The sequence below is a fragment of the Cupriavidus sp. 2TAF22 genome (assembly GCF_052115045.1).
Classification (GTDB): Bacteria; Pseudomonadota; Gammaproteobacteria; order Burkholderiales; family Burkholderiaceae; genus Cupriavidus.
In genome coordinates this window covers 14,039-31,450 of sequence record NZ_JBFRFX010000062.1, presented here as the reverse complement: position 1 = coordinate 31,450, position 17,412 = coordinate 14,039, and the positions used below count along the sequence as shown (strand labels likewise).

The following is a 17,412-nucleotide window of genomic DNA, read 5'->3' as shown; positions in this document are numbered from 1 at the left end:
GATCACGGCCTGGCGCTCGCCTGGCCGCCCGCGCAGCCAGCCGGCGGCCAGCACCAGCGGCCCGGCGGCGACCAGCGCCTCGGCCAGAAAGGCGGCAATCCAAAGCCCGGCGCCCGCAAGCCCTGCCGGGGCGTTCAGGTGCTGGAACAGCGTGAGATTGAGGGCGAGCAGCGTCGGCATCGGGATCCTGCGAGTCTGGCGATGCGACAAGGATAGGGCGCGGTGGCTTAAGAAACTCTTAAGGGCGGTGCCACTGTCACGCCTCGCCTTGACCATGCCGTGCTTGTTTCAACCTTTGCGTCACGGGCTTCCGCCCCGTGTAGCCCGAGGCCAAGGTGCTCATCGAGCGCAGGCCACACAGTGCCCATCGCCATCAACCTCCGGCCAGGCTGGGAGCGCAGGTCCACTGTGATCAATCACAGTTTGCCGCCAAGCTGTTCGTGCATACAATCGCAGCAATTCCACCGCTGAAGAAATACGGGCGCTCCATGCCGACCTCCGGCCGCAAGCTGAACGCAGTCTTGAACGCAGTTCCATCCCGAGCAGTCGCAGGGGCGGTGGCGGCGTGCGCGGTCGCAGCCGATTTCAAGACGCCGGCCGCTACGACGGTTGACGGCTACACGCCCGAGCCGCCGCCAGCCCAGACCTCTCCTGCCGCCACTCAGAGTTGTTCCCCGCGGGCAACGTCTTCTGGAGGCTGGCCGGCCAGGTCGCACAAGCTTTCTTTGCCGGTGGCACGCTCAATCGCTTGCATGGCGCGTCTCCAAATCCTGCTCGTCCTATGGGTCGATTTCCAAGGCTGCAACCCGCGCATCCAGCTTTTGCGGATTCTCACGCTGTCGTACCGACGAGCACGCCAGACGTGCTTTACCCGAGCATTCCCTGTCACGCTGCGGCGCTACTGCACATTCGGCTATCCCATGATCCTGATGGAGGCGACCGCGCTTTAACAGCATTCCTGCAATCGGCTTGGCGCAAGCTGCATACGCGCAGTCGTCGTTCCCCGCGTTGTCCGCGTTGCAATGCCGGTTTAACTCGCTATGACGGCGTGGATACCAGTGGGTTGCCACAGTTCTTCTGTCATCACTGTCAACGCCGATTTAATCGATTGACCGGCACTCCGATGGCCAGGCTTAAATCGCCGGATAAGGTGTGGACGTATTTCCACCTCCTGTCGAAGCCCATTTCGGTTGCCGCATGTGCAAGGCAACTCGACATCGCGCACGAAACGGTATTGAACTGGTCGTTGCAGACGCGCTTGTGGTTGCTTGCGTTGGATCCCACCGGAACCTGGGAGCGCCGCGTGCAGCTTGGCGTGCGCTATGCGGTGGCACCGTCCAGCGCGCTGGAAAGCCCAGTCTTCCCGTCGCAGGGCTGCAGGTGTGCTTTGGCAAGGGACGAAGGCGCGTTTCAAGGCGGCGCGGACAACGGGCCCTTGTTAATGCGGGTCTGCCCGCTATGTGAGCGGGCGCGTAGCCTCGCAAACAAGTAGCAGGACAATAAGAAAGGCGTCGTCGTGGTCTCCGGCCGGTGGCCAAGCCCGCTACTGCACCCGATGTCACGAACACGTTGGTGCGCAGGTAGTACTACCGTTCATACACGATCATTGCGCCGACTACGAATGGCGAGAGCAAGCGGGCGCCAACGTAACGAAGGACCGCAACGTATGTGCGACAGGGTCATCCCTTGTGCTTGAAAGATAATTCTTTCAAACACGCTAGTCTCTTGCGGCACCTCCCCACCAGACACGGATCGTTTCGGTCATTTTTACCGCGGACTATTGACGCAATTCTCTGTCAATTTAATTAGATTCCGTCATCGCTTGAAAATGGTCAGGGGTAGCTTACGCCTAAGCGAGTGAAGCTCGACGCATTAGGGAAATTCCGGGGCAACAGAAAGCTCCCTGCAATGGATTGGAAAGCTCTTTGTAAGATGCCCCTGTCATAAATGCGCAGACTATATGTAGGGAGCGTTTTATGTATAAGAAACCAACTAAAATAAAAGTTGGTGCAGCCGTATTTCTGGTGTGTGCTTCCAGGGTTGCGTTTTGTGTCGAGCTGAGTGGAGACACCAATCCAGTGCCGCTCGTGCCGGCAGCGACGAAGCCAGTGCCAGCCAGCAGCACGCCAGCCACTGGATGGGACCGGTCAGTCCCGGGGACGCGCGCGCCTGACGCGTCCGAGACTTCTCCGGCCACGACGGTCAGTGAGGAAGAAAAGACGAAGGGTCTCGTCGGACCGGGGTTCTCCTTGTGGGAGTTGTCGGAAGAGTTGCGCGCCAGCAACCCGCAACTGATCCAGGCTCGCTCGCTGTATATGGCAGCGAAGGCCACAGTGCCGCAGATCGCCGCCCCCAACAATCCGCAGGTGGGGTTCATCTGGAGCAACCTGCCCAAGAACAGTCCGCTGGCGCTGGCGCGCGCCGAGACCTTTAGCTATACGCTCACGCAGTCCATCCCCTTTCCGGGCAAGAAGGCACTGGCCGCCGATATCGCCAACACGCAGGCAGAGTCCATCGACGCGCAGCGCGACGCGCTGTACCTGCAACTCTATGCGCAGCTAAGCACGACCTACTTCCAGGCGCTGGCGCAGAAGGCACAACTCGATGTGTTGCACCTCAATCTCAAGCGGCTGGAGCAGGTCAAGCAGGTGGCACGCATCCGCTACGCCAACAATGCGGCGGGCTATGTCGACTATCTGAATGCACAGGTGGCCCAAAGCAGCGCGCAGAACGACACCTTTGGCCTGGAACGCCAGTACGACAACGCACTCAAGACCATCAACACGCTGATCGGCAAGAATCCCGAGTTTCCGCTCGAATTGCGCCAGGACGCCAGCGCAGCACGCTTGCCGCCCACGCCTTTGCCCGAACTGGAGGATATGGCGCTGCGGGAGCATCCCAATATCCGTGCCTCGCGCTTCCAGGTGGAAGCGGCCGAGAAAGGCGTGCGCCTGGCCCGCAAGGCCTATCTGCCCGACTTCCAGATCGTTGGCACCTTCAACGGCAACAACCCGCCACTGGGCTTCAAGCCGGCCAGCTACGGCATCGAGTTCGACGTCATCATTCCGCTGTTCTTCTTCACCAAGGAGAAATATGGCGTGGATGAGGCCGTGGCCAACAAGGTGGCGTCCGACGCCAATCAACAGTCGGTAAGTCAGCAGACCCTGCTGGCGGTGGACACCGCGCACAACAACCTGCGGCAGTCGGTGAACCAGGCCGAGTTCCTGCGCCAGCGGCAACTGCCTGAAGCCCTGACAGCATACAAGATGGCCTTCACCAACTACGCCAATAACAATGCCGTCTTCACCGACCTGCTCACTGCGAGCTCCGCGCTCAAGAATGCCGAACTCGCAGTAACACAAGCCGAGTCCGAAGCACGCCAAGCCTACTACACGCTCGCCGCCGCGGTGGGCCGGGACAAATTCTGAAGGCCGTCGGGCCTGGAACCTATGAACAAGAATCTAATGATTAGCGCCGGCTTCGTGGTAGTCCTCACCGCCGGCATCTGGGGCGGAAGAAACTGGGCCCAAATGCAGCAGCCCGACCAGCGTGGCAAGGCGGTCGAGTCGGTGCAGGCTGCCTCGTCCTACGCCAACCCCGAGGCCGCCAGGCCGCGCCCCGTGCCATCGCTGCTAAAGCTGCCTGATGGCGGCTTCGACCCAAAGGCGGTCAAGTCCGTGGTGTTCAGCCCGCAAGCCGTGACGATCGACACGCCCACGCCCGGCAAGCTGGCCTACAACGTGCAGCAAGCCAAGCTGGCGTCCGCGCGCGTGGCCGGCCGCGTGGAGCGCATCCTTGTGTTCGAGGGCGCCGTAGTCCATGCCGGTCAACCACTCGCCGAGCTGTACTCGCCCGAATACATCGCTGCGCAAAATGAGTTCCTGCTTTCGCACAACGCCTATCACACCTTGAGCAACAGTGACCTGAAGGAGTTGGTGGATGATGCCAAGCTGACCATGCAGTCGTCCGAGAACAAGCTGCGTGTGCTGGGCGCGTCCGCCGAGGACATCGCGCGCATCCGCGAGCGGGGCACCGTTTCCGACACCTTGACCGTCCGCGCGCCGATCGGAGGCACCATCGTCAAGCGCGACATGGATCCGGGCTCCTATCTCAATGTCGGCGATTCGCTGATGAGCGTCATCGACACGCGTTCGATCTGGTTCACTGGCAATCTCTACGAAAACGATATCAAGAATGTACGCCTGGGCCAGACCATCGAGATTGAAACCCCGGCCTATCCAGGACGGCACTACCGAGGGCGTGTCAGCTTTATCGCGCCCAATGTCGACGCCGACACCCATACCCTGCAGGTGCGTTGCGACGTGCCCAACCCGGACGGCACGCTGAAGCCCGAGATGTATGCCACAGCGCGCATCGTCACCGGCAGCACCCAAGCCCTGGTGGTGCCGCAATCGGCCATTGTCAAGGACCAGGGCAAGCTCTACTTGATGCTCCAGCCTGACGACAGGCACATCGAGCGCGTGCCCGTGCAAGGCACACCGCTGAGCGACGGCACCTTCCAGGTCACCGACGGCGTGCCGGCGGGCGCGTCCGTGCGAGTGGTGACGCAGGGCGGCATGCTGCTCAACGAAATGCTGCTCAAGCAGGAGGACTGAGATGGTCTTCTCGCCCATTAGAAGCGTCCTCAAGCGGCGCCTGGTTATCGTCTTCCTGGCCCTTGGCCTGCTGGCGGCCGGCGTGCTGAGCTTCTTGCGGCTGCCGCTGCAAGCGTATCCCGGCGTGGCGCCGGTGACGGTGCAAGCCATTACGCAGTGGCCCGGACGCAGTACAGTCGAGGTAGAGCAGCAGATTACGATCCCTGTGGAGAACGCACTGGCCAGCGTGCCCGACGTGCAGTCCTTCCGCTCGGTTTCGCTGTTCGGGCTGTCGGTGGTGACCGTCAAGTTCAAGGAGGGCGTGGACAACTTCAAGGCGCGCCAGAACTTCGTCACCTACCTGTCGCAGGCCAACCTGCCAACTGGCGTTCAACCCAACCTGTCGCCGGACGGCGACGCCACCGGCGAGATCCTGCGCTACCGGATCGAGGCCAACGGCGTTGACGTGACCACGCTAAAGACCTACCAGGACTACAGCGTCTACAAGGAGATCAAGCACGTTCCTGGCGTGGCCGACATCACAGCGTTCGGCGGCATGGTCAAGCAGTACCAGATCGTGCCAACGCCCGAGAAGCTGCAGGCCTACGGACTCTCGCTCAAGCAGGTGGTGGATGCGGTTTCCAACGCCAACGCCAATACCGGCGGTGGCCTGATGAAGTCCGGCGAGCAGCAGTTCGTGGTGCGTGGCGTGGGCCTGCTGCAAACGCTCGACGATATCCGCAACGTTACCGTCTCCGTATCCCAGGGCGTTCCGGTGCGCGTGCGCGATATCGCCGTGGTCCGGGTGGGCAACACCCCGCGCCTGGGCATGGTGCAGTTCGACCAGCACGACGATATCGTCGAAGGCATCGTGCTGATGAAGCGCGACGAGAATGCCACCGAGGTGCTGGCACGCGTGCGCGACAAGATTGCCGAGATCAACCAGAACGTGCTGCCGAAGAATATCCAGGTCAAGACCTTCTATGACCGGCAGAACCTGCTCGACATCACCATGGGGACCGTCGAACACGCGCTGTTCGTCGGCATCTCGCTGGTGCTGATCGTGCTGTTCATCTTCCTCGGCAGCTTCCGCGCTGCGGCGGTGGTGGCGGCGGTGATCCCACTGGCCTTGTGCGTGTCCTTCATCAATATGGACCACTTCAAGGTGCCGGCCAATCTGATCTCGCTGGGGGCAATCGACTTCGGGTTGATCGTGGATGCCGCGGTGATCGTCATGGAGAACATCATGCGCCACCTGGAGGAGGGCGAGAGCAATGTCGCGGACGGCATCGTCAAGGCCACCAGCGAAGTCCAGCGCGCCATGATCTTCTCCACCGGCATCATCATCGTGGCCTATTCGCCGTTGTTCTTCATGGGCGGGGTGGAGGGGATCATCTTCAAGCCGATGGCATTCACCATGGGCTTCGCGCTGTTGGCGTCGATCGTGCTCGCGTTGACTTTCGTGCCGGCGGTGACGTCCTTCGTATTCCGTGGATCGCTGCGGCCGCATTCGCCGAAGTTTATCGCGGTGATCCTGAGCGGCTACAAGCCCCTGCTGCGCAAGCTGTTGAGAAAGCCCGGCCTGGTCTTCCTGGCCGCCTTCGTCGGCCTGGCCGGCACGCTGTACAGTTCGCGCTATCTCGGCACGGAGTTCCTGCCCACGCTGGAGGAAAACAATCTGTGGCTGCGCATCACGCTGCCCAACACCGTTGACCTCGACTACTCGGCTTCCATCGCGCGCGACCTCCGCGGCTTCTTCCGCGATCAGCCTGAGGTGAAAACCGTGTCGGTACAGATCGGACGCCCGGATGACGGCACAGATTCCACCGGCGTGTTCAACCAGGAATACGCGCTCTACTTCAAGCCACCTGCCGACTGGCCCAAAGGCGCCACCAAGCAGCAGGTGGTGGAACGGCTGAGCCAGCACCTGAATCGCATCCCAGGCATCGAGTACAACTTCTCGCAGTACATCCAGGACAATGTGAACGAGGCGCTGTCCGGGGTCAAGGGCGAGAACTCAGTGAAGATCTACGGCTCCGACCTGGTGACGCTGCAGGACAAGGCCAGGGAAGTCGAGTCGATCCTGAAGAAGGTACCGGGACTGGCCGACGTCGGCATCTTCAAGGAACTGGGCCAGCCCACGCTGAACATCACGGTTGACCGCGAGAAAAGTGCACGCTTCGGCATGAACGTCAACGACATCCAGTCGGCGGTGCAGTTCGCCATCGGCGGCGATGCGGTGACCAACATTCTGGAAGGCGAGAAGACTTTCGGGCTGTCGGTGCGGCTGCATGACCAGGCGCGCAACAACCCGGATGTCATCGGGCGCCTCCTGGTGGATACGCCTGACGGTCAGCGCATACCGCTGTCGATGGTGGCCAAGGTGGAAGCCACGGATGGCCCGTTCTTCGTCTACCGTGAAACCGGCAAGCGCTACATCGCCATCAAGTTCGGCGTGCGCGGGCGTGACCTGGGCAGCGCGGTGGCCGAGGCGCAGGAAAGAGTGAACAAGGCGGTGACACTGCCGGCAGGCTACAGCATCTTCTGGGACGGACAGTTCAACCAGATGAAGATTGCGCAGAAGAAGCTGGCCGTGATCGTGCCGCTGACCATCCTGGTGATCTTCCTGCTGCTGTACAGCACCTTCGGCAACTTCAAGGATGCGCTGATGGTAGTGCTGAACGTGCCATTCGCGGCAATTGGAGGTTTGCTGTCACTGCATATCGCCGGCGAAACCCTGTCGATCTCGGCGGGCATCGGCTTCCTGTCGCTGTTTGGCATTGCGATCCAGGACGGCGTGATCCTGATCTCCTACGTCAACCGGCTGGCGCAGTCCGAAGATTTGCACGAAGCCGTGGTTGAAGGCGCGGCGCTGCGCCTGCGTCCGGTGGTGATGACCGCCATGCTGGCCGGCCTGGGCCTGCTGCCAGCGGCGCTTTCGCACGGCATCGGATCGGAAGCGCAACGCCCGCTGGCGCTGGTGATCGTGGGCGGCATGGTGACCACCACGCTGCTGACGCTACTGGTGCTGCCCGTGGTATTTGCTTGGGTCAATCGCCATCGCGGACGTAAGGGCGGGCCCCATGCAGCCTCGCTGACGCCGGCCGAAGGCGTCTGAATCTGAATTCACCATCGGCCGGTGCGCGCGAGGCGTACCGGCCACAGAAGAGGAGATTGTCATGACCAGGGAAATGCGTGTCCTTCCCATGCTGCTGGCTACCGTATTTTGCTTCTGCCTCGGCGCGACTTTCAGCGCGACGGCGAAGACCTCAAGCCAAGGCAAGCAGCAGGCAGCAAAACCGTCAAAACAGCAGAACCGGAATTCCGTCCTTCCCGCCAACACCCGGCCCTAGCATTCGCCGGTCTCGCAAAACGCGTGCAGTCCGTTCGAGAGCTTGAAAGAAGTAAGCCCTGCAAACCAAACACGTTTGCAGGGCTTTATCACCGATTGCGGTAACGAAGCTTCGATCAGCTCGATTAAGTGTCTATTGAGGTACCCGCACAACCTATGCGGGCGGATTATTTATTATTTCTGGCAAAGGCTACCATCGCACTTTAGTCCATTGCAGCAATTGTTGTCCTTGCCGCACAGTTCGTTCTCCTGTTTGCAACTGTCTGCGGTCACTGTCGAAAATGGACCTCGCTTGATTGTACTTGCCAAGAACAAAGGAAGCCGTGAATCGACATTTTCGCGATGTGCTTGGGATATGGGCGGCTGGCGCGGTGCTGGGCTTGGTGGGGACTGTGCGAAGCTACTGAACGTGACGCTAAGCGTCGACAGGGCCACGCACAAGAGGATTCGGTTGCGCATATTATTAACTCCATTTTATTGCCAGATATGATTCCCCCGGTACGGCCCAGCGTAGGAAAAGGCATTAGGAATTGCAAGACAGTTCTGCGACTCGGATAGTCGCCGCACCACTAGTGGAAATCGGAGAGCGACGACGACGGTTGCCACTTGGAAGCATTGGCTCGCGTGGGAAATGGAATCCCCGCGGCACCGCGGTCCGCCTGGCGCTGGAGCAGGCGACGGATGGTCTTTTCGGCGTGACGGCGAATTTATTCTGGATCGGCTCTTCGCGGAAATCGACATCGATGTCTGGTGACGCGCCGCGTTCCCAGGAACCTTTAAAAAGCGGAATGCCTCCGCATCACCGATCCGCAGCCGCACGCCGGCATGCAACGCCAACCGCGATTCACGGGCGAAGCCGACTGGCGCGGCCGCGCGTTTCAGATATTTGCCAGGCAAGCAGCCCCGGGAGGAAGATGATCAGGTCCCGGATGCGGCGTGCACCCGCCAGGGCAATGCAGGTCGCGGGATCAATACCCAGTGCGGTACCAATCACGACAAATCCCCCTTCCTGAACCCCGAGCGCCGCAGGTACAAAAAAGGCTGCGCTACTGAGTGCGTGAATCAGAGCTTCGAGCACCACGGCGTCCACAACGCTTACCTGTGCCCCAAGGAAATGCAGCGCCAGCCAAAGCTCCAGCGCGGTCGATATGTACTGGAGCGGCTGCCAGAAGAATAGAAAGCGGAAAATGATCGGCCGGCGGCGCCAGATCAGCTTGATCGACTGATCGATCCTTGCTGGCTGACCTGTCAGCGCAGCAATTTTCCCGCTGGTAATCTTGCTGAGCACACGGCCGAGCCGTTCAAACGGGCTTGCGTGCTGCACCAATGCAAACAACACAAGCAGCGGCAGAAGCACCACCACGCCCCAGGCGAGATTGCCGGCGAGCTGGAAGGCTTTCGAGTCGGAATGCGCCGTCAGCAGGAAGCCGATTCCGACCATCGTAAATATCAGCTGGCTGATCAAGGTGAGTTGCATATCCACGATCAGGCTTGCCGATGCGGTCGACGACCGCAGTCCCCATTGCCGCATCAGGCGGAAGGAAACAATCTCGCCTCCCACACGTGCAACTGGCAGCAAGCTGTTCACAGACTCTCGAATCCAGACAAGGCGCAACATCGAGCCAATCCCCGGGCGTTTCGCTTCCAGAACCAGCGTTCTCCAATCGCACGCGTTGCACAGCATGGGAAGCCAATGCACAAGCCCGGCGAGAATCAACCCGCCTCCCGCTGTGCGCATCAATGAGAACACCTCGGTAGGGTCTTCGTGCCAGACGAGCCCAAGCGCAGCCAGCAAACCGATAAGAGCGGTGATGGAACCGAGATATCTCATGATACGAATATCAGTCCTCTTTGACGGGACGTAGCAGACCACTGCCACTAACCTCGAAGCTGTTTTTTGCCAGTGGCGAGATGACCCGCCTTGTCGAGGCTAATGAGCCATCTTGGAAAAATCAACTGTTATAAATACGAGGCTCAGGATAACCATTCTTATTCGCGTTTTCAACCAGCCTTCGAGTTATCCGCCAGCCGGGACATCGCGATGTGTCGCAGGTGGAGAAAGCAGCATGTGCGTATGCCATTGCTCGCTTTGTCGAGCCATCTGTCCGAGAGCAGGCTTTCCGGTACTCGACTTGGAACTGCATTTCCATCTGAGAAACCATTGCGATGACGATTGGCGGCGGACGGCCGGCAGCTGCAGAGCGCGTGTTTGCATCGTACTCTGCCGCCCCACATGCCGCTGGCGCCGCGTTCAATTCCAGAGGGATGAACTCCGAAAAAACTTCGCGGCGTCGGGAATAAATCGCGGTGTCAGGCGGTTTTACATGGGCCTGGGACCGGAGAGCACCGTGATCGCAACCGACAAGTCCAGCCGCTTCGCAAAAGTGGCGTTGCCGCATCTGGACGCGGCCTATAACCTGGCGCGCTGGCTAAGCGGCAGTGCAAGCGATGCGGACGATATCGTGCAGGATGCCTACCTGCGTGCGTTCCGGTTCTTTGACGGCTTTCACGGCGACAATGCGCGCGCGTGGCTGCTGGCCATCGTCAGGAACACGTGGTTCAGCGAATGGCGCAGGCGGCACAATGCAGCGGATAACACGCCGTACGACGAAGCGCTGCATGGCGACGAGCGATTGCCGGGGTGGATCGACGATATCGGCAGCAATCCCGAAACGCTAGCGGTGCGCCATGGCGATGTGGAACTGGTGCACCGCGCGCTCGAACAGTTGCCGGTCGTCTATCGCGAAGTGCTTGTCCTGCGGGAGCTCGAAGACATGAGCTATCGCGATATCGCCCTGGTTGCCGACATTCCGATCGGCACCGTGATGTCGCGCCTGGCGCGCGCACGTCACCTGCTCTGCTCTGCGGTGCGCGCCGAGCAGGCGAGGGTGCGCGGCGGCATTGACGGCATCGCGCCCCGGCCGGTGCCGGTGCGGGGTCATTCGACGGGAGCGAATCATGAATGATGATGCGATGGAAAACTCGCTGCACGGCATGCTGCATGACGGATCGCTCTATCACCGTGCACCGGCGCATCTGCCTGCGCGCGTGCTGGCCGGGCTGCCGCGCGAGGCGCGTCCCCGCATGGCCCGCTTCGCATGGCCCGTGCTTTCCGCTAGCGGCGTGCTGGCGTGGGCCGGTGGCGGCCTTGCCGGAGTGGCGGCCTCGGCGCTGGTGTTCGGCACGCTCATTCTGGTGCAGCCGCCGCAGGCCGATGCACTGAGGCAGGCGATCGTATCGAGCCATGTGCGCGCGCTGTTGTCGCAGCATCCGATCGATGTTGTATCGACCGACCAACACACGGTCAAGCCGTGGTTCAACGGCCGGCTCGACTATGCGCCGCCGGTCATCGACCTTGCGACGCAGGGTTTTCCGCTGGCAGGCGGTCGGGTGGACTATATCGACCGCCGCACCGTTGGCGTACTGATCTACCGCTACCAGAACCATCCGATCGATCTCTACATCCTGCCGGCAACGAGCGGCGCATTGGCAGCGGCAAGCTTTTCCACTGACGGATACGCGATTGCCCGCTGGCACCAGGACGGCATGAACTTCTGGGCCATCACCGATGCGGAGCCCGCGCACCTGCATGCCTTTGTTCAAGCGCTGCGAGCCACGCAAGGCGAGCAGGAATAAACCGGGCGCGGCCAGCGTTCTACTGGTGCACGGCGCACCGGTTCCGCAGGGATCCTGGATCGCCACGGAGACAGAGCGTCGTGCAGCACCAAGGCACAGCCTCCGTGGCGACACGCTCTGTGCCGCGGACCCTGGACTTACCGCATCTGGAGATTGTCATGAAATTCCTCATCCCGCTGGCTGCCGCCGCGCTGGCATCCTTCGCAGGCCAATCCTATGCCTTCGCCGGTCGCACCGACAATACCTGCGCCGACTGCAATACCCACGTTGCCGGGCCTCGCGATCCGTTCACGAACGGCGCGAAGACAGGCAAATTCGATGTCTTCACCGACGGCGAGAGGGTCACGGACCCGCGCGATCCGTTCACCGAAGGCGCTCACGCCTGAAATGCTGCTGTTGTGCCGCCGCCCAGCACGGTAACCGCTGTCTTTGGTTGCTGTGCGGGGTGCCGAACGGTCACGTTCTTCCAAACGGCGGCGTCACGGCTGGCCGTGCCGAAGAGCGCGTAGTCAGACCCGAGGCATCTGCGCCGCCCTGGATAGCACGCGGACACTCACCGGGTCATCGCGGCCTCGCAGGCGTGCGGACAGCTGCGGCAGGTCGGCGGCCAATACGCCGGCATGCAGAAAGACCTCTTCTGAGACGATCGCCTCGCAAGCAAGCTCTTTTGTCAACTGCTCAAGTCGCGAGGCCACGTTCAACGGGTCGCCAATCGCAGTGAATGCGACATGCTCGCGAAAACCAATCTGTCCCATTACCGCCCGGCCGCAGTGCAATCCGATGCCAAACCGGATCGTGGTCTGCAACTGCTGCTCGAGCGCAACGTTGAGTTCGTCAATGCTGGATGCTACCAGCGGCACCGCGCTTAGCGCCTGACGACAAGCGGCGGACGGCTCGCCGCTTAAGCCAAAGATCGCGAGCACTGCGTCCCCCAGGAACTGGTTTGGCACGCCGCCCGCCTGGACTACCGCGGAGCAGACCGCACTCAAGAAACGACTGACCACGAACAGACTGTCGAACGGCAGTCGTGTCGCCGCAAGCTTTGTGGAATCCCGCATATCCACGAACATGAACGCCGCGAATTGCTCATGCGGCATGACGTCCCACTGGCGCCGTTGCAGGAAGGCCGTGGATGCAGCCGGTGGCACCAGTGGCCACACGGAGAGGTCGTGGGTCGGCCGCAACTGGCAGGCGAGGCGCACTGTCTGCGAATCCGCTCCCAGCCGCTCCAGAACGCGCCGCTCTGCCTCGCCCGGCGCGGGCAGCGGTACATCGCTGAGCACGCGTACCCGGCACAACGTGCATCGGGCGCGGCCGCCGCAGGCGCTGGCATGGGGAACGCCGGCCATGCGGCTGGCCTCGAGAACCGAAAATCCGAGCGGTGCGAACACCTTTCGCCCGTCCGGATACAGAACGCAGAGGCGCCCGATCCGGCGCTCCCGCGCAGTGCGCACCAGCCGCGCTGCGAGCACCAGCAGCAGCGCGCCACCATCGAAGAGCAAGAAGTCGTTGCGCAGCTCRGTGAGCCAGAGATTCTGCGGATCWGTTCCGACGATCGCCGGCCGGGTTGCCGCTGCGCGCCAGACGGGATCTCGTGCAAGCGCGATCACTTCGCGTCCGCCCTGCAGGAAGCCTAGCAGCGCGAGCACCGGGAGCAGCACCGCGACGCTCAGCAGCACGCTCCGCCACGCCGCAAACCATGGTTTCAGCCGCAACCAGAACCAGATGCCGTAACACCCGTGCAGCCAGGCGACCACCAACAGCGTCAGCTGCACACGACCGAAGAACGGTGAGGTGATCCAGAACGAGTACAGCAACTGTGCGTAACCCTTGTTCAGGCCGAACGCGGCAAAGGCGACCCGCGTATTGACGACATGGTTGGCTAGCAGCGGCGGTATGCACAAGCCCAGGACGAGCTGCGCCACCTCACCCGGCGTCCAGTTCAGCGAGCGCCGTTCGTATAGCGCCCACAGACCCAGGAAGAAATGCGTCACCAGCGCGCTGTACAGCACGGCCGTTCCGAGCCATCCCTGCCAGATGAACTTCTGCACAAGCAGATCACGCTCCAGCCACGCGAGCGAGATATTCCCCAGCGAGTGATTCAGGAGGTGCGTCCCTACGTAAGTGAACAACACCAAGCCGGTGGCCAGCCGGACCGATCGGACACCCGCCGGCCGCAATCGTTGAAGATAGGGGAAGCGCGACATGCCGACTCTCCAGGCTCGCGATGCGCTAGTCTTGCCAGTCTTGATTACCCATCCGCCGCCGAGCCTCGACCTGGCTCCACGCGGCCGGCAGGCAAGAATCCCGAGCGCTCATCGACCCGCTCCGCGTTCCAGGATCTTGTACAGATGCGATCGAGAGATCCGCAATTGCTCAGCTGCGCGCTTCTTGTTGCCACCATGCCGTGCTATGGCATCTAGCACCGCGGCATAGGCAAGCTCGCTCATTCCCGCAGCTGGCTCGCTCGATATGCGAGGCGCGGGTGGGGGGAACGGCGGATCGTCCGCTTCGATATCCTCGTACGCTTGCGCATGCTCTTGCGCCGGCGGGTGCGCGTTTGCCTGGCTTTCCATGCCCGATGGCGTGCGTGCCGATTCGCCGCGGGCAAAATCGCCCACGCGCAGCGTACGGCCATCGCAGAATACTAGCGCTTCCTCGATGCGCTGGCGCAACTGACGCACATTGCCGGGCCAAGGCTGGCTGGCCAGGTGGCGCGCCACGTCATGGTCGATTTTTGGCGTTGGCATTGTGTTGCGCGCGCAGAAGGCGTCGACGAAGTGCTGCAGCAGCGCGGGAATATCCTCGCGCCGCTGACGCAGGGCAGGGATGCGCAACACCACGCCACTGAGTCGGTAGTACAGGTCGAGGCGGAAGCGCCCGGCGTCGATGAGTGCCGTAATGTCGCGATTGGTGGCCGAGACCAGCCGGAAGTCGACATGCTGCGCGCGGCGGCTGCCAAGGCGTTCGACCATGTGGTCTTCGAGCACCCGCAGCAGCTTGACCTGCATTTCCATCGGAATGTCCGCGACTTCATCGAGAAAGACCGTACCGCCGGCCGCGAGTTCGAGCTTGCCCGCCTGCCCTTGGCGCTGGCTGCCGGTAAAGGCACCGGGCGCGTGGCCGAACAGTTCGGACTCGATCAGCGTCGCGGGGAGGGCCGCCAGATTGAGGCTGACCAGTGGCCGCCCGCTTGCCGGATCGTGGCCGGCGCCGTGAATGGCGCGGGCCACCAGTTCCTTGCCGGTCCCGCTTTCGCCGAGGATCAGCACCGGCACGTCCAGGCGTGCCACGGTCTGGATCTCCCGGCGCAAGCGCTGCATCGGCGCGCTTTCGCCGATCAAGCCAAGTGAGGATGGTCTTTCCCGCAGGCCGTGAAACTCGCGTTGGTAGCGCGCTACCTCAGAGCGCAGTTCGGATAACTCCTTGTGCATGCGAACAAGGGCTTCCGGTCCCTTGAACATCACTTGGCCGATAGCCCCGACCACTTCGCCCCCCTCGCGGATCGGGATGCGGTTGACCACACGGCTGGCGCCGTCCAGTTGCTGCAATTGCCCGATCTCAGCCTTTCCGCTAACCACTACCTGCGGCAACCGAGAGTTCGGAATAATGTCCGCCGCCGGGCGGCCAATGCCCGCACCGGTGGCCAGGCCCAGGAATTTCTCGTGGACCGGGCTGATAAAGCGCACCCGGCCATCCTTGTCGACCACGGTGATGGCCTGGTATGGGGCGTTCAGGAAGTAATCCAGGATTGCGCCCGCGAAGGGCACCATACCCAGGAAGTCGAACAGTACCGCCTGCGTGTCGGCGTGGTGCAAGAGGATCAGTTGTTGGTCGTCGTCTTCCAGGCACAGGCCGATGTAGCGCTGGTCGACGGCTTCAACTGGGAAAAGCCTGCGGCCATTGACGACATCCGTCGCGCGTTCGCATGCAGATACCGCCGCGTCCGCGATGGCGGGATTGGCACAGACACCGATCGCCGTCACCCGGATCCCATCGCGCATCCTCACCAGGACGCCAAGGGTGATTCCGTCCATACCGGCTTTTCGTGTTTTCCCTGAGGACACTGCGCGATTCCTGTTGTGCCCATGCTGCGGACACTGTGTGTAGCCAATGCGGACATCATAACGTCGCCGAATAAGAATCTCAATGAAATCAAGGGCAAAACGCGTGTCTTGGTGTTGGCACGACTCGTGCACATTGATGTCAGCAAGGACAACACCGAATCGACAGGAGAAAACCGTGAGCTGGCAGCCTGAAATCGACGAACTGGCCTACCGCCGGCGCCTCGCCGCCAAAATGGGCGGGGAAGGTAAGGTGGAACGCCACAAGGCGGCCGGCAAGCTGACCGTGCGCGAGCGCATCGGCGAGATTGCCGACCCCGGATCGTTCCGGGAAGTGGGGGGACTCAGTGGCAGCGGCCGCTACGACAGCAACGGGCGGCTGATGGACCTCCTCCCTTCCAACCTCGTGATGGGCCGCGCGCAGGTCGGCGGGCGGCCGGTTGTGCTGGTGGGGGACGATTTCACCGTGCGAGGCGGTGCCAACGACGGCGCGGTCGGTGACAAGCTAATCCACGCCGAGAGGATGGCGCACGACCTGCGTCTGCCGATGATCCGGCTGGTCGACGGCACCGGTGGCGGCGGATCGGTCCGCAATATCGAGATCAAGGGCCACACCTTGATTCCGACCATGAAGGTCTGGCAACACGTGGTGGAGAACATGTCCGCAGTGCCTGTGGTGTCCCTGGCATTGGGCTCCGTGACAGGCATGGGGGCGGCGCGTGTGGCAGCCAGCCATTATTCGGTGATGGTCAAGGAGACCTCCCAGCTGTTCAACGAGGGACCGTCGGTGGTCGCGCGCGTCGGGCAGAACCTGACCAAGAACGAACTGGGCGGCAGCCAGATCCATACCCGCAACGGCGTGGTGGACGACGAGGTTGCCACCGAGCAGGAGGCCTTCGCGCGCGCACGCCGGTTTCTATCCTACCTGCCGGCGTCCGTCCAGGATTTGCCTCCGCGGATCGAGCCGGCCGACGATCCGGCCCGTCGCGACGAATGGCTGCTGTCGGCGATTCCGCGCGACAGCCGTGCCGACTACAAGATCCGCCCCATCCTGCAGGCCTTGGTGGATGTCGATTCCTTTTTCGAGATCGGCATGAACTGGGGTCGTGCCATTGTCACCGCCATGGCCAGGCTGGATGGCTGGCCGGTGGCTGTGATCGCCAGCGATCCGTCCTTCCATGGTGGCGGCTGGGACAGCGCCAGCGCAGAGAAATTCACGCGTTTCGTCGATATGGCCCAAACCTTCCACCTGCCCGTGGTCAACCTTGTCGATACGCCCGGGTTCCAGGTCGGCCTGGAGGCCGAGAAGGCAGGCGTCATACGCTACGGAGTACGTGCGCTGGCAGCCGTCTATCAGACCACGGTGCCCTGGTGCTCCATCATCCTGCGGCGCGCGTACGGCGTGGCGGCAGCCGGCCATCAGCACATGGGGCGGTTCAATTTCCGCTATGCGTGGCCATCCGCCAACTGGGGCGCACAGCCGATCGAAGGCGGGCTGGACGTGGCCTACAAGGCCGAGATCGAAGGCGCCGACGATCCCGTGCAGAAGCGCGCCGAGATCGAGCAGCGCGTGCGCAGCCTGGCATCGCCGTTCCGCAGCGCCGAAGCCTTTGTCATCGAAGACATCATCGACCCGCGCGAGACGCGCGCGCTGCTGTGCGAGTTCGCCAACCTGGCGGCTCCGCTGCGCGAGCCCGGCATCAGCCGGTTTGGCATCCGGCCTTGAGCAGGCCGTGGCGCAAGGCCCTTGCGCGCCCGACTTCAA

At 62.2% G+C, this 17,412-nt stretch carries 12 protein-coding genes and 1 pseudogene; 9 read left to right on the top strand and 4 right to left on the bottom strand.

The window, feature by feature from the left end:
• Positions 1-180 (bottom strand): annotated as a pseudogene (locus tag AB4Z48_RS37325) (undecaprenyl-diphosphatase); the annotation flags it as partial.
• 883 nt (positions 181-1,063) lie between these two features.
• Between AB4Z48_RS37325 and AB4Z48_RS37320 the strand changes: the two are divergent.
• The 5 genes from AB4Z48_RS37320 to AB4Z48_RS37300 all read left to right on the top strand — a co-directional run bounded on the left by AB4Z48_RS37320 (position 1,064) and on the right by AB4Z48_RS37300 (position 7,948).
• Positions 1,064-1,492: a DUF746 domain-containing protein gene (locus AB4Z48_RS37320; protein ID WP_441623422.1), complete on the top strand. Its 429-nt coding sequence runs from the start codon at positions 1,064-1,066 to the stop codon at positions 1,490-1,492.
• A gap of 484 nt (positions 1,493-1,976) precedes the next feature.
• Positions 1,977-3,428, top strand: a complete 1,452-nt coding sequence (locus AB4Z48_RS37315) for a TolC family protein (RefSeq protein ID WP_441623420.1) — start codon at positions 1,977-1,979, stop codon at positions 3,426-3,428.
• Between the two features lie 21 nt (positions 3,429-3,449).
• Positions 3,450-4,616, top strand: coding sequence for an efflux RND transporter periplasmic adaptor subunit (locus tag AB4Z48_RS37310; protein WP_441623418.1), 1,167 nt, complete (start codon positions 3,450-3,452; stop codon positions 4,614-4,616).
• Between the two features lies 1 nt (position 4,617).
• On the top strand, positions 4,618-7,713 hold the full coding sequence (locus AB4Z48_RS37305) for an efflux RND transporter permease subunit (protein ID WP_441623417.1): 3,096 nt from the start codon (positions 4,618-4,620) through the stop codon (positions 7,711-7,713).
• Positions 7,714-7,774: 61 nt separating this feature from the next.
• Positions 7,775-7,948 carry a hypothetical protein gene (locus tag AB4Z48_RS37300; protein WP_441623415.1) on the top strand — a complete coding sequence of 58 codons (174 nt, stop codon included), beginning with the start codon at positions 7,775-7,777 and terminating at the stop codon, positions 7,946-7,948.
• Positions 7,949-8,791: 843 nt separating this feature from the next.
• Here the strand turns inward: AB4Z48_RS37300 and AB4Z48_RS37295 are convergent.
• Positions 8,792-9,778 (bottom strand): lysylphosphatidylglycerol synthase domain-containing protein, encoded by a 987-nt coding sequence (locus AB4Z48_RS37295; protein ID WP_441623414.1) that lies wholly within the window; start codon positions 9,776-9,778, stop codon positions 8,792-8,794.
• A gap of 517 nt (positions 9,779-10,295) precedes the next feature.
• On the opposite strand from AB4Z48_RS37295, the gene AB4Z48_RS37290 reads away from it, so the two are divergent.
• From AB4Z48_RS37290 to AB4Z48_RS37280, 3 genes are all read left to right on the top strand, one after another.
• Positions 10,296-10,913 carry an RNA polymerase sigma factor gene (locus AB4Z48_RS37290; protein ID WP_441623428.1) on the top strand — a complete coding sequence of 206 codons (618 nt, stop codon included), beginning with the start codon at positions 10,296-10,298 and terminating at the stop codon, positions 10,911-10,913.
• Complete coding sequence (locus tag AB4Z48_RS37285) at positions 10,906-11,583, top strand: anti-sigma factor family protein (protein ID WP_441623413.1); 678 nt, start codon at positions 10,906-10,908, stop codon at positions 11,581-11,583. Before AB4Z48_RS37290 ends, AB4Z48_RS37285 begins: the two co-directional genes overlap by 8 nt.
• A gap of 158 nt (positions 11,584-11,741) precedes the next feature.
• Positions 11,742-11,969 (top strand): hypothetical protein, encoded by a 228-nt coding sequence (locus AB4Z48_RS37280; RefSeq protein ID WP_441623411.1) that lies wholly within the window; start codon positions 11,742-11,744, stop codon positions 11,967-11,969.
• Positions 11,970-12,092: 123 nt separating this feature from the next.
• On the opposite strand, the gene AB4Z48_RS37275 is transcribed toward AB4Z48_RS37280, so the two are convergent.
• Complete coding sequence (locus AB4Z48_RS37275; protein WP_441623409.1) at positions 12,093-13,790, bottom strand: adenylate/guanylate cyclase domain-containing protein; 1,698 nt, start codon at positions 13,788-13,790, stop codon at positions 12,093-12,095.
• Positions 13,791-13,898: 108 nt separating this feature from the next.
• On the bottom strand, positions 13,899-15,620 hold the full coding sequence (locus AB4Z48_RS37270; RefSeq protein ID WP_441623407.1) for a sigma-54 interaction domain-containing protein: 1,722 nt from the start codon (positions 15,618-15,620) through the stop codon (positions 13,899-13,901).
• Between the two features lie 205 nt (positions 15,621-15,825).
• Between AB4Z48_RS37270 and AB4Z48_RS37265 the strand changes: the two genes are divergently transcribed.
• Positions 15,826-17,373 carry an acyl-CoA carboxylase subunit beta gene (locus AB4Z48_RS37265; protein WP_441623405.1) on the top strand — a complete coding sequence of 516 codons (1,548 nt, stop codon included), beginning with the start codon at positions 15,826-15,828 and terminating at the stop codon, positions 17,371-17,373.
• Positions 17,374-17,412 lie beyond the last annotated feature (39 nt).

Excerpts from the sequence above, each read along its gene's own strand:
- AB4Z48_RS37315 (WP_441623420.1), top strand. The coding sequence starts at position 1,977 with ATGTATAAGAAACCAACTAAAATAAAAGTTGGTGCAGCCGTATTTCTG.
- AB4Z48_RS37310 (WP_441623418.1), top strand. The coding sequence starts at position 3,450 with ATGAACAAGAATCTAATGATTAGCGCCGGCTTCGTGGTAGTCCTCACC.
- AB4Z48_RS37305 (WP_441623417.1), top strand. The coding sequence starts at position 4,618 with ATGGTCTTCTCGCCCATTAGAAGCGTCCTCAAGCGGCGCCTGGTTATC.
- AB4Z48_RS37300 (WP_441623415.1), top strand. The coding sequence starts at position 7,775 with ATGACCAGGGAAATGCGTGTCCTTCCCATGCTGCTGGCTACCGTATTT.
- AB4Z48_RS37295 (WP_441623414.1), bottom strand. The coding sequence starts at position 9,778 with ATGAGATATCTCGGTTCCATCACCGCTCTTATCGGTTTGCTGGCTGCG.
- AB4Z48_RS37285 (WP_441623413.1), top strand. The coding sequence starts at position 10,906 with ATGAATGATGATGCGATGGAAAACTCGCTGCACGGCATGCTGCATGAC.
- AB4Z48_RS37280 (WP_441623411.1), top strand. The coding sequence starts at position 11,742 with ATGAAATTCCTCATCCCGCTGGCTGCCGCCGCGCTGGCATCCTTCGCA.
- AB4Z48_RS37270 (WP_441623407.1), bottom strand. The coding sequence starts at position 15,620 with ATGGACGGAATCACCCTTGGCGTCCTGGTGAGGATGCGCGATGGGATC.